The organism is Flavobacterium sp. KACC 22758 (assembly GCF_028736135.1).
Classification (GTDB): Bacteria; Bacteroidota; Bacteroidia; order Flavobacteriales; family Flavobacteriaceae; genus Flavobacterium; species Flavobacterium johnsoniae.
In genome coordinates, this window is record NZ_CP117878.1 from 5,366,911 (window position 1) to 5,381,541 (window position 14,631).

The following is a 14,631-nucleotide window of genomic DNA, read 5'->3' on the forward strand; positions in this document are numbered from 1 at the left end:
AATTTTGAAAACAAAAAAACCAGCTGCAATTTTAACTGCAGCTGGTTTTTTTTATTTCTGTCATTTCTTAATTAAAAACAATTTTCTTAGTTATAATATTTCCATTTTCTAAAGTTACTTTCACAATTAAAACCTGATTTCCGGATTGGAAATTTGAAATTTGAAACTCTGTGTTTTCTACTTTTTTGTTATTATAAAGCAGCTTGCCTGAAATATCAAAAATCGAAACTTCCCGCATTACATCTCCAGTCGAATTTAATTTTATTGTTTTATCTTTTACAGAAGCATAAAAGGCGTTGTTCGGATCATCGAAATCATCAATCCCTAAAGAAGCATTTCTGTATTTTAAAATAAATCTTTCTGGAAAGGTCCCTATAGCAGTTGTAAAATTGTAATTACTGGTTTGAAGATTATGAATGGTATTGGTTACTTTATCTTCAAGATAAATAGACTGATTGCTTAAAACACCATCTGTATGATCAATAGATATTGTAAATTCTCCTTGTATAGCCGATCTATAACCCAGCGGAATTACATCTGATTCATTAAAAGGCAGTGCTCTTCCCTGAATTACCAATTTCTGCCCTTCATTTATACTATAAAAATCTACATAAGGATTACCATTGAAAGAAATTGCATCGTAATTCTGATCCCAGGAATTAGTTGCTCCTTCGATATAACCAATCAATAGCTGTTTAAATGCTCCTTCTGTATTAGTAAGATTAAGCCACACTCGATGTCTTTCTAAATTAGTCTTATTAATGTTATTGGTTTTATAAAACTGACTATTGCTTCCCGGAACCCTCATTGTATTAGTAAAAATAGCTGAAGAAGTTGTTTTAGATTTCACGAAGAAAGACTGGCCGGCAGCAATATAACCCAACGGAGCCGTTTGGTTCCCCGGACTTCCGGCACCTTGACCTGAAAGATTTCCTACTGAGGTACTTCCTGAAATATTATAAATGGCATAATCAGCAGAATTATATTTGTATTTACCAGAACCATCACCTGCAGGAGGCGAATTATGAGTCCAGAAGTACAAAGTTCCATATAAATTAGCCGCGTTATCAAAAATAAACTGATCTGCATATACCGCTGATGGATATGGATTTCCTATTAAATGAAATCGCTCTGCCGCGACCAAAGGAACTGAAATTGTACCATTATTAGGTACTCCTATAAATGACACTTCTTGAATTTCTGGTGTTACAATATCAAAATTTTGAGGACCTCTAATACTGTATCCCTGACCCGGAATCATTTCAAGAACACCTCCATAACTAATTACCCAGCTCGCATTAGGATTATAGCTTGTATATTTATCAGACAAAGTATTAGGAGATAAATCATGCAAAGTATAAGCTGGTGTTCGAACAATTGGTGATGACCAATAAGTATAATCATATCTACGCGTTGAAGTATTTCTCTTATAAATAATATTTCCTGTATTTATTGCATTAGCTGTCTGCAATAAACTTGAATTATTTTCGAAAGTTAATATTCCGCCATCATTTGTAACTGCATTTGTAATTGTTAATGTATGATTAGAGTTTACTGTAACATTTACTCCTGAATCTATCATACAAGAACATCCGCTTAAATTACCGGTTGTTGAATAATCACCTGAAAATCTAATAGCATCTGTTATTACAGGTTCGCTTCCCTTCGACCAAGATGTGCCATTCCAGACATTTGTAGAAGGGGCTGCAATTTCAATACCTGCTGTAGGTGATGAAGGACAAATAGGGTTTTCATATATCGTAAAGGTATAAATACCCGGAAGCAAATTAGTAACCGTAAAACTAGGTCCTGAACCTGTGTATGTCTGCGATAATGTTCCATTACTTTGAGTTATAGTCCAATTTCCCGATGTAAGCAAACCGTTTAATGTTATACTTCCCACAGAATTCACACAAGTTGGCTGTACAACCGTTCCTGGTACAGGAGCTGCTGGTTTTGGTTCAACATCAATTCTGGTTTCAATTGAACCCTCTTCAGGACATGTTCCATTTTGTATCACAGCTCTATAACTTGTACTTGTAGTTAAAATACCTGGCTGGTACGTATCTGCGGTATGACTTATTGGCTGCCAAACATAGGGTATAGCTTCTGCATATTCCCATCTAACAATTGTCCCAGCATAATCATTTAAAGTTAACAAAGGACTTGGACTCCCTGCACAAATATGAGTTCCTCCATGTACTACTCCTCTTTCAGTTTTTACAACCGTTGTTGTACTGCTTGCATTTATTGCAGATGTACATCCATTTGAAGAGTACCCAACAGTAACAGTTTTACTGCCAATTGTATGCCAATGTAGTGTTACCGTATTACTAGCCAGTGATAGGCTGCCTGAAATTATATCGTAATCTGTCCCTTGAGTTCCTGGAACTGTCCAAATATAATTTGTTTGTCCAGATTGCGTAGTATAGGTTACATTCGTCTCTACACATACAGAAGCCGCTGGTGAAACAGTAAAGGAAGGTGCAGGAATAGGGTTAACGGTAATAATAGCTGAGTTTGCAGTAAACCCAGAACTTCTTATACAAGAATTAGCATCGGTAACCGAAACTAATGCATAAGTTGTAGTTGCTGTAACCGGTGTAGTAAAAGGTGTAAAAGCAGTTCCGCTCACAACTCCCGTTGCGGTTCGGTTTGCTCCGCCGTTTTCTGTATAAACAATTGTAAAAGGGCCTGTTCCTGCAGTAGAGGTAAAGGTCAGCTGGCCGGCACCCGATCCGCACAGCGGACTGACCGCACTTAAAGTTCCCTGAGGTAAAGGGTTGACCGTAATTGCTGCCGATCCTCCCGTAAAGCCAGAACTTCTTATACAAGAATTAGCATCGGTAACCGAAACTAATGCATAAGTTGTAGTTGCTGTAACCGGTGTGGTAAAAGGCGTAAAAGCAGTTCCGCTCACAACTCCTGCTGCAGTTCGGTTTGCACCGCCGTTTTCTGTATAAACAATTGTAAAAGGACCTATGCCTGCAGTAGAGGTAAAGGTCAGCTGGCCGGCACCCGATCCGCACAGCGGACTAACTGCACTTAAACTCCCCTGTGGTAAAGGATTAACTGTAATTCCTGCCGATGCTCCCGTAAAGCCAGTATTTCTTATACAGGAGTTAGCATCGGTAACCGAAACTAATGCATAAGTTGTAGTTGCTGTAACCGGTGTGGTAAAAGGCGTAAAAGCAGTTCCGCTCACAACTCCCGTTGCGGTTCGGTTTGCGCCGCCGTTTTCTGTATAAACAACTGTAAAAGGACCTGTACCTGCAGTAGAGGTAAAGGTCAGCTGGCCGGCACCCGATCCGCACAGCGGACTGACCGCACTTAAAGTTCCCTGAGGTAAAGGGTTGACCGTAATTGCTGCCGATCCTCCCGTAAAGCCAGAACTTCTTACGCAACTATTCGATCCTGTAACTGAAACTAATGCATAAGTTGTAGTTGACGTAACTGGTGTGGTAAAAGGCGTAAAAGCAGTTCCGCTCACAACTCCTGCTGCTGTTCGGTTTCCGCCGCCGTTTTCTGTATAAACAACTGTAAAAGGGCCTGTTCCTGCAGTAGAGGTAAAGGTCAGCTGGCCGGCACCCGATCCGCACAGCGGACTAACTGCACTTAAAGTTCCCTGAGGTAAAGGGTTGACCGTAATTGCTGCCGATCCTGCCGTAAAGCCAGTATTTCTTATACAGGAGTTAGCATCGGTAACCGAAACTAATGCATAAGTTGTAGTTGCCGTAACCGGTGTGGTAAAAGGAGTAAAAGCAGTTCCGTTCACAACTCCCGTTGCGGTTCGGTTTGCGCCGCCGTTTTCTGTATAAACAACTGTAAAAGGACCTGTTCCTGCAGTAGAGGTAAAGGTCAGCTGGCCGGCACCCGATCCGCACAGCGGACTAACTGCACTTAAAGATCCCTGTGGTAAAGGATTGATTGTAATTCCTGCAGATGCTCCCGTAAAGCCAGAACTTCTTATACAAGAATTAGCATCGGTAACCGAAACTAATGCATAAGTTGTAGTTACTGTAACCGGTGTAGTAAAAGGTGTAAAAGCAGTTCCGCTCACAACTCCAGTTGCAGTTCGGTTTGTTCCGCCGTTTTCTGTATAAACAACTGTAAAAGGGCCTGTACCTGCAGTTGATGTAAAGGTCAGCTGGCCGGCGCCTGATCCGCACAGCGGACTGACCGCACTTAAAGTTCCCTGAGGTAAAGGGTTGACCGTAATTGCTGCCGATCCTCCCGTAAAGCCAGAACTTCTTACGCAACTATTCGATCCTGTAACTGAAACTAATGCATAAGTTGTAGTTGACGTAACTGGTGTGGTAAAAGGCGTAAAAGCAGTTCCGCTCACAACTCCTGCTGCAGTTCGGTTTGCACCGCCGTTTTCTGTATAAACAATTGTAAAAGGGCCTGTTCCTGCAGTAGAGGTAAAGGTCAGCTGGCCGGCACCCGATCCGCACAGCGGACTGACCGCACTTAAAGTTCCCTGAGGTAAAGGGTTGACCGTAATTGCTGCAGATGCTCCCGTAAAGCCAGTATTTCTTATACAGGAGTTAGCATCGGTAACCGAAACTAATGCATAAGTTGTAGTTGCCGTAACCGGTGTGGTAAAAGGCGTAAAAGCAGTTCCGCTCACAACTCCCGTTGCGGTTCGGTTTGCGCCGCCGTTTTCTGTATAAACAACTGTAAAAGGACCTGTACCTGCAGTAGAGGTAAAGGTCAGCTGGCCGGCACCCGATCCGCACAGCGGACTAACTGCACTTAAACTCCCCTGTGGTAAAGGATTAACTGTAATTCCTGCCGATGCTCCCGTAAAGCCAGTATTTCTTATACAGGAGTTAGCATCGGTAACCGAAACTAATGCATAAGTTGTAGTTGCTGTAACCGGTGTGGTAAAAGGCGTAAAAGCAGTTCCGCTCACAACTCCCGTTGCGGTTCGGTTTGCGCCGCCGTTTTCTGTATAAACAACTGTAAAAGGACCTGTACCTGCAGTTGATGTAAAGGTCAGCTGGCCGGCGCCTGATCCGCACAGCGGACTAACGGCGCTTAAACTTCCCTGTGGTAATGGGTTTACGATAATTGCTGCCGATGCTCCGGTGAAGCCCGTACTTCTTATACAACTATTTGCTCCTGTAACTGAAACTAAAGTATAAGTTGTAGTTGCTGCAACTGGTGTAGTAAAAGGTATAAAAGCAGTTCCGCTCACAACTCCAGTTGCTGTTCGGTTTGTTCCACCGTTTTCTGTATAAACAACTGTAAAAGGGCCTGTACCTGCAGTTGATGTAAAGGTCAGCTGACCCGCACCTGATCCGCACAGTGGACTAACGGCGCTTAAACTTCCCTGTGGTAATGGGTTTACGGTAATTACCGCTGATGATCCAGTGAAGCCCGTACTTCTTATACAGGAGTTAGCATCGGTAACTGAAACTAATGCATAAGTCGTAGTTGCTGTAACTGGTGTAGTAAAAGGTGTAAAAGCAGTTCCGCTCACAACTCCTGTTGCTGTTCGGTTTGTTCCGCCATTTTCTGTATATACAATTGTAAAAGGACCTGTTCCCGCAGTTGATGTAAAGGTCAGCTGGCCAGCACCTGTGGCACAAAATGGACCATTTGCTGTTAAACTTCCCTGCGGCAAAGGATTAACGGTAACCGTTGTTGCGCTTGAATTTACAGCTGAACATGTTCCACTTTGAATTACAGCTCTAAATTGAGTTGTTTGAGTAAGTGCCCCTGAAGTGTAAGATGTAGTTGTATTAGTAATAGGTGTCCAAGTTGAAAATGGAGATACTGAAGATTCCCAACGAAGAACAGAACCCACATTTCCTGTTAAAGATAATGCCGCACTTGTTGCTCCAGAACAAATTGTTGTTCCTCCACTTACTGCACCACCAACTGTTGCTGGTGAAACTGTTATAGCTGCACTATTGTTTGTTGATATATTAGAAGAACATACCGCTGATGTTAAATTAGTTACTGTTATAGTACTAGTTCCTGGCGTGGTTAAACCTGTAGCAGTAAAATTTAGTGTACCTGCCGTCCCTACTGTAATTGTGGCTGTCAGTCCCGTTTGAGTAGGATTTGTTGTATTGTAAGTTACTATATAAGGCCCAACAGGCAGCCCAGCTGCAGTTGAAGAAAGAGTGACAGAAGATGTCCCTGTTGTTACACAAGCATTCAGTGCTGTAGTAGGATTCGCAAGACTGTAGGTAGGACACGTAAAAACAACATTAACCTGACCACGGGCACCTGCTCCTCCATTTTGAGAATTTGAAGCACTAACAGCGCCACCTCCGCCTCCGCCCAATTCACCTCCAGCATTCCCAGCCAAAGTTGTTAGTAATACTGTAGGATGACCCGCACCTCCTGCACCTCCTGCAGCTCCAGGATTAGGTGTACCTCCATTTCCACCAGTTCCAGAACCAAGCAAAAGCCCTAAAAGCACACTTCCTCCATTTGTTCCATTACCTCCTGCTGTAATAGTACTTCCTTTTGAAGCCGCTACTGTACCACCAGCACCACCAGCGCCACCATTTCCAACACCTCCGGCACCACCTGCTGCAAAAATAAATCCGCTTAATTCTGTGATTGTAGAATTCCCCCCAGGATTTCCATTTCCTGTTGATGCAGCACCTCCAGCACCCACCACGACATTTAAGGTATTTCCTGGGGTAACCACAATGTTAGATTGAGTTGCATATGCGCCGCCGCCGCCACCGCCGCCGCTTCTTCCATTTGTTGCTGTTGGAGAAGCTCCTCCTCCTGAACCGCCGCCGCCCCATGCCGAAACATTAACTTGAGTGATCCCGGCAGGAACAACCATAGACCCACTTGTAGTAAATGGAGGCTGTTGTGCCCATAACGATATGCAAAAAAGGAAAAATAAGAAAGAAAGTTTTGTCTTAGAACAAGAAACTTTAGAATGTAAATTCGTTAAAGAAAAACGAAAGAATGAAAATTGGGTCAAAATCAACGAGGCAGGTAGTTTTTTTTTCATCGCACTATTTTTAAATTATATAGAAAAGATTCAAATCAATAAAATCTGACAGCTTCGGGATTCTAAATACCTTAAAAATAAATTTTGACTTTAGAAATTATTTCAAAATCAAAACAAAAAATAATGAAATGCTGTTTTTTATGGTATCTAAAAAAGCAATCTTATTTTGGCTGATAAATAGTATACACAAATTGTTTTTAAGGGGATTAACAAAGTGCGTTTCAACAGGCTTTTAAGTATGTTTGTCGAGTGATTATTACAACAAGGTACGATTTTATTTACAATATATTTTAATTAGCAAGACAAAAGTCAAAAATTTAACATTCTCATTATCAATCATGTAGTTTTTAAAAAAAGTTGTTAAATGCTAAAATCTCTAGTAAACACAAGGGTTAATGAAGGAAAATACAGCAAATTTTATTGCTTATAAATAGAAAAATTATAATTAAGATTTGTTTTTTTTTCTGGCTTTAACAGCACTTAAAAAATGATTGTTTTTGTTATAACATGATTGTTTTCTAAAACAATTTTCACTAATAGAACTTGATTATAGGACTTCAAATTCCAAATTTGTAATTCTTTTTTTTCATGAAGATTTTTACTCCTGTAAAGTAACTTTCCATTAATGTCAAAAACAGAAACCGTTTTAAGATTTTCTTTTTTGACTGTTATATCAATTGTTTTGTTTTTTACAGATACCAATACAGTGCTTTTTAAGTCATCAAAGGCTGGAATACTTAATTTTTCATTTTTAAAATGAATCTCAAATCTGTCCAGAAAAGTTCCTTTTTCACTATTAAAATTATAATTAGCTTGACGTAAATCGAAAATTTGGTCATTCAGCTTATCATACAAATAAATCTCTTTCTCATTCATTTCACCATCTGCATGGTCAATCGAGATAGCAAGATTATCGGCTTCGGCTATTCTATATCCTAAAAAGATTTTATCTGAATCTTTAAAAGGTAGAGTTTGACCTTGAATTACTAATTTTTTGTTTTCAATTATACTGTAAAAATCTGCATACTGATTTCCATTGATTGATTCAGCATCATAACGCAAATCTGGCTTTGAATTTTTGCTGATGTAGCCAATTAAAATTTGCTTAAAAACTCCTTTTTTATTTATAAGATTCAGCCATAATCTATGTTTACTAAATTGTGTCGTATTTTTAAGGCTCTGACTTTTCATCGGTTTATAAAAAACATTATTCTGACCTGCAATTCGCATAGTATTATTAAATTCAATAGTTCCAGAAACATTACTTCTTATAAAAAAAGCCTGTCCTGATGCGATTTTTCCATTCGGAGCAGCATCTTCTTCACCTGCTGAGTTTGCTTTAGTACTAATTCCACCAATTAAATTATAAACAGCATAATCATCTGAGCTGTATTTAAAATCAGCAATAGGCGTATTATGAGTCCAGAAATACAATGCTCCTGCAGTTTTTGTTTTGTTCACATTTAGAAAGATATCTGCATCAATCGCTGACGGATATGGATTTCCTATTAAACTAAATAAACCTGATGCAATTAAATCATACTCTATTTTTCCGTTATTTGGCAATCCTTTAAAAACTCCTTCAAAAATTGATCGCTCTGTTATTGAATAATCTTGTGGTCCCCTTATAGAATATCCTTTACCAACAATCATTGCATTTGAAGGTGAATCGATATCCCATTTTTTTAATTCTGTATTATAAGAAGTATATTTATCAAATAAAGTATTAGGAGAAAAATCAATTAGTTTTTGATCCTTAACCGGAGATGACCAGTATGTATAATCATAACGAACAATTGGTTGTGTTTTTCTTTTTAAATGTATAATTCCAGTGTTTACCATATCATCATCTGATTGATATAAACTGGCACCATCTTCTAAAACAAGAGTCCCAGAACCTAAATACGAGAATTCTATTTCTAGTGTATTTTTGTTAATAAGCGTTACTGTTTTTCCTGCCTCAATATTACAACTGCAAACATTTGAAGATACTAAATTTGGGAAATCTTCTTTAAAGAAAATCTCTTTCCCACCAGAAGGATAACCATTAGACCATGAGTTTCCATTCCAGATTGTTGATTCCAGACAAAGTTTTAGACGTGCAATTCTATGCTTGGAGATTCCAGAAATTGAGTTAAAATCTCCTCCAATCAGTAATTTATAATCAGATGTAAAACTTAATGTGTAAAGATTCTTATTTAAACGAGCATTAAAAGATGGGTCAAAACCACCCGTTTTTAAAAGTCTGATAAATCTTGATGCTGGATTACCTTTAAAAGTTGTAGAAAAAGTACCGCCTGCTAAAATACGATCATCCGGCTGAACCAAAACTGTACGGACATCGCCATTACTAAATCCTGTTCCAGATTCAAAACTTGTATCTAAACTTCCATTTTGATTTAATCGAAGAATTCGTTTTTGAGCAGTATTATTGAAATTTAGAAAAGTCCCTCCAACAATTATTTTTTGATCAGATTGTAATCCGAGTGAATACACTATTTTATCAAAACCTTCTCCAATATTAAAACCTGAATCAAAACTTCCATCAATATTTAATCTTACTAAACGAGAAAAAGACTGACCATTAAATGTTCCAAATTTTCCTCCAACTAAGATCTTTCCATCGGGCTGGATTAACACATCCTGAATAGCCGTATCAGTTGCAAGATTAACATTAAAAGAAAAGTCTCTTGATCCATCAGGTAAAAGCCTGACTATTCTGGCGGGAGCTGCAACATTGTTATAGCGATCAAAACTTCCTGCCACAATTATTTTTTGATCTGACTGAATAGCTATTATATTAACCTGCGCATTAAATCCGATACCAATATTAAAGGTGTTATCAATAGAACCATTTGGTAAAATTCGCACTATACGATTGTTTTGTACATCGTTATATTTTGTAAAACTGCCTGCAAAAACAATCTTATCATCTGCCTGTTTTATTGCTGTTGTTATTGAGTTGTTTGCTCCGGCTTGTCCCGTATTAAAAGTATTATCAAGTGTTCCATCATCTAATAACCTCGCGATTCTGTAAATTGAACTATTGTTATATTTGGAAAATTTTCCAAACACCATTGCTTTTTTATTCTCCAATGATATAATTTTTAAAACTGAATTATCAAATCCAATTCCAGCTGTGAGAAAACTAATGTCTAACTCTCCTATTTCATTTACTTTGGCAAGCCTGCCTTGATTTTGTGCATCAAAAACAGAAAATGATCCGCCTATGTACCATGATCCTTCTAAGTCATGAGCCAGTGCAAGAACAGAATTGTTCCCTGGCCCAGAATCTGGTTCAAAATCACTTTTTACAGTTCCATCAGAATTTAACAAAACTACCCTATTTACATTTATACCATTGTAAGAACCTGTGAAAGATCCGCCAATCATAAGATTTCCCAAATTATCTCTTTTTATAACCTGAACTGCACCTTGTGTAAAACCAGATCCGGTAAAACTTAAATCTCGCGTGCCATCTTCATTTAAACGAAGTATTTTGTTTGCAGTACCTTCATTGAAAAATGTAAAATTTCCTCCTAAAATAATTTTATTATCTGACAAAACTTCAATTGCATTCACATTATCATTAAAACCGCTTCCAATATTAAAGGTACTATCCGTGCTCCCATCAGAATTTAATCGTATTATTCTATTGCTCAAAAAACCATTAAATGATGTAAAATTCCCAGCTGCCAAAATTTTTCCATCAGTCAAGATTTTTGCTTTTGTAATATTTAAAGAAGATCCAGAACCCGTTAAAAATGATGTATCTAAAGCTCCATTAGGTAATATTCGTGCAATACGATTTACTGTTATATTATTATATTTTGTAAAACTTCCTACAATTATTATTTTCCCATCTGGCTGTAAGGCAATATCATAAATAATTCCTGTTGTGGCTCCAATTGAAGTATTAAATGATGCATCATATGTTCCATCATTATTTAAACGGATTAATCTCCCGGAACTATTTCCGTTAAAACCAGTAAAGTTGCCTGCAACAATAATTTTACCATCGGGCTGCATATTACAAGCATATATATTTCCATTAAAACCCGTTCCTACATTAAAAGTTTCATCAATAGTTCCATCAGAAAGTAATCGGATTAAATGTGAGGAAATATTTCCGTTGACACTTGTATATTCTCCGCCAACTAATAACTTGTCATCTGATTGCAGAAAAAGGGCATGAACTGTTCCATCAAATCCATCACCTTTAAGTCCATCATCAATTGAATTGAATGTTATGTCAACTTTGCCTTGCTGAGAAAAAACATAATTAGAAAAGACTGAGCTAAGAAATGACAATAAGTAAATAAAATTTTTAATCAAAATAGTGAATTGTTTAATTTGTAAGAATTAACCGAAATTAATTTTCTTTCGATAAAACTGCAATACCCACTTTTGGTGATTTTTTTGCATAAAAAAATCCATTTGTCTTAATTTGACAAATGGATTTTTTATTTGGGTTTAGAAGTGTAATTCTATTTAAAGATCACTTTTCTGGTTACCTGGGCATTGTTTTCAAGGTTAACTTTTACAAGCAGCACCTGATCGGCTGACTGAAGGTTTGAGATTGATAATTCAGTATTTCCGACTTTCTTTTTATTGTAAATCAGTTTTCCTGTAATATCGAAAATGTTTACTTCTTTAATGTTTTCTTTTGCAGAAGTAACTTTGATAGTTTTGTCTTTTACAGAAATTAAAAGTCCGTCTTTTACATTCTCAAAATCACCAGTTCCTAATGTTTTATTAGTGTAACGAAGTGCAAAACGATCTGTAAAAGTTCCTGCTTGGGTTTTAAAAGTATAGTCCTGAGCTTTTAAATCTGAAACAGCCCCAGTTGTTTTGTCTTCCAGATATACATTCTGGTTATCAAAGAACCCGTCAACGTGATCAATTGAAATCGTAAAATCTCCGGCAATTGTTGTTTTGTATCCTAACGGAATTACATCGCTGTTTTCAAATGGAAGCGCACGACCCTGAATTGAAAATTTTGCCGTTTCGTTAATACTGTAAAAATCTACATAAGTGTTTCCGTTGAAGCTCGCCGCATCGTAATTCAAGTCTAATCCGTTTGTTGCTCCTTCTATATAACCTACTAAAGTTTGTTTGAAGGCTCCTTCAGCATTGGATAAGTTCAGCCATACACGGTTTCTTTCCAAGTTTTCAGTTTTTGCCGTTTTGTAGAAGCTGCCATTATTACCTCCCACCCTCATATCGTTTGTAAAGGTGATGCTGTTTGTAACAGGTTTGGCAAAGAATCCCTGCCCGGCAGCAATGTATCCTGTCGGGCCAGTCGCATCTCCGCCGTTTCTAACACTTCCCGATAAGTTAAAGGCCGCATAATCTGCAGAAGCATATTTGTATTTATTTGAACCGTCATTTGCCGGAGGCGTATTATGAGTCCATAAATAAATGGTTCCAATATTAGTATCGCCGATAAGTTTGATGCCGTTTATAGCAGAAGGATATGGGTTTCCAAGTAAATTAAACTTATTTGGCACAGTAGTTTTAGGAACATCTCCATTATTAGGAACTCCTGTAAATGAAGCTGTCTGAATGCTCGGCGTAACAATATCAAAATTCTGCGGACCTCTCACGCTGTATCCTTCTCCCGGAGTCATAGGCAGTCCTCCGCCATAACTGATTACCCAGCTTGCATTTGGATTGTAGCTCGTATATTTATCCGATAATGTAAGGGGTGACATCATGTAAAGTGTGAAACCCGAAGCCGCAGTCAAAGGTGATGACCAGTATGTGTAATCGTAACGGCGTACGCTGGTCTGTCTGATATAAGTAATATTTCCAGAGTTTGCCGCATTTTTGTTGGTTTGTACTAAACTTGAATTGTTATTGAAGGTTAGTGATCCTCCTGTGTTTACCGTTACTGCATTGGTGATGTTTAATGTAATTCCAGACGGAACAATTAAATTTACAGGTGAATTAACAGTACAAGAACAGGCATAAAAATCTGTTGCAAAGGTATATACTCCTGTAAAAACGGCACTTTTTGTGCTGTTTGGATCTCCATTGGACCAAGAGGTTCCATTCCAGGTGGTTGATGATTGATTGGTTACCGATACAGTGGTACTTGAAGGAGATTTACAACCGGCAGCATTAGTTACTTTAAAACTATATACTGTTCCGGCAACAAGACCAGTGATAGTTGTACTCGAACCCGATCCTCTTGTTATTTGTCCATCAGGACTACGTTCAATTTCCCAATTGCCAGATGTTGGTAAATTATTTAAGACTACAGTTCCTAAATCAGTACAAGTTGTATTAATAGTTGTGCCAATTGACGGAGGTGTTAATAAATCTATTGAAGTTGGTGTATCATTTGCAAAAGATGTTCCTGAAATGTCCTCAACAATATTAAAAGAAGGATCCGTTCCTGCAACTTTTGCAGAATTAATAACTCTTCCCAGTGTTACATCTGCAGCTGTAACAGTATATGTACCTCTTAATGTAACTGAAGCTCCGGGAGCTAAACTTGAAATAGTATTTCCTGTGGTATAATTAATAGGTTTTGGATCAGTGATATGGATATCCGTAATCGGAACCTCTCCAGGATTTCTTACCTCAAATGTATAATCAATTTTACTTCCCACAGTTCCACAAGAAGACATCGAAGCAGTTTTAAGCAAATTTAATTCGGCAATCTTTAGGGAATTAGTATTAAAAGCGATAAAAGCACAATCTGAGCTGCCCGAAAAAGTAACTACAAAACGATCTACCAATGATGCATTTGATGCATTAATTTCAAATTCACTCGTTTCAATTGCTATCATTCTCAGCTCTCTTGTTGCTGCCGGAGTAAAAGCATAAGTACCATTCATGTTAAACAAATCCAGACTATAGGTTCCCATTGAAGGGGTGATACTGCTAAAAGTTATTGATAGTTCCTTTCCAACAGTATTACCTGCCGCATCAATAAACTTAAATTTATCTGGAGTCCCGCCATACTCTGCTACCTGAGTAACAATCAAATCAGGTGTTCCATCATTAATACCAATTGTATTTAAATTATTTGTTCCAATTTTAAACTCTGCCGTTCCTGCTTTTATGTTTGCAACTCCAGTTCCAAGTGATAATCCATTAGCACCATCAGTTAATCTGGACGCAAGCTCTGCACCTGTAGCTGTAGCACCTGTTAGGGGTGGATCTAATCTTGTAACAGTGTTTGATCCATCAATCATAGAACCTTGTAAAAAATAAGTACTGGTCGTAGAACCTAATGTTTGGATTTTTAGAGCTCTGAATTTTTGTTTATTGTAAGTTACAGAATTTGCATCAAGAGCCGCATCATTAACGCCTGTAGAATACGTTTTACCACTCCAGCTAAAACCAATTAAATTATTTTCAAGGTCAGGACGGTTGCCCACAGCTGTCGAAGAATTAGATGTCCAATAGCCTCTCCAATCTGTATAAATTCTGGATACAGTAGATTGACTTAAAACATTTGTCGATATAAAAAAAAGGATGAAAAAAAAATTTAAAAATAAAGAACGGGTAAACAAAAGTGATTTTGGGCACATATCAGTTTATATTTTTTTGGTTGATTTTGGGTTATGGAGTGTATTTTGTTAATGCAATATTTTATTTAATTATGGAATTGTATTTACATGGAAAAATCC

General features: G+C 37.8%; 3 protein-coding genes. All 3 read right to left on the bottom strand.

Features of this window, described 5'->3' with window-relative positions:
* Positions 1 to 67: 67 nt before the first annotated feature.
* On the bottom strand, positions 68 to 6,988 hold the full coding sequence (locus PQ462_RS22950; RefSeq protein WP_274251732.1) for a T9SS sorting signal type C domain-containing protein: 6,921 nt from the start codon (positions 6,986 to 6,988) through the stop codon (positions 68 to 70).
* A gap of 480 nt (positions 6,989 to 7,468) precedes the next feature.
* Entirely contained in the window at positions 7,469 to 11,299 is a 3,831-nt protein-coding gene (locus PQ462_RS22955) for a T9SS sorting signal type C domain-containing protein (RefSeq protein WP_274251733.1), read from the bottom strand.
* 176 nt (positions 11,300 to 11,475) lie between these two features.
* Positions 11,476 to 14,532 (bottom strand): DUF7507 domain-containing protein, encoded by a 3,057-nt coding sequence (locus PQ462_RS22960; protein WP_274251734.1) that lies wholly within the window; start codon positions 14,530 to 14,532, stop codon positions 11,476 to 11,478.
* Positions 14,533 to 14,631: the final 99 nt, after the last annotated feature.

What these genes read in the sequence shown, in the direction of transcription:
- PQ462_RS22950 (WP_274251732.1), bottom strand. Translation starts at nt 6,988, where the DNA reads ATGAAAAAAAAACTACCTGCCTCGTTGATTTTGACCCAATTTTCATTC.
- PQ462_RS22960 (WP_274251734.1), bottom strand. Translation starts at nt 14,532, where the DNA reads ATGTGCCCAAAATCACTTTTGTTTACCCGTTCTTTATTTTTAAATTTT.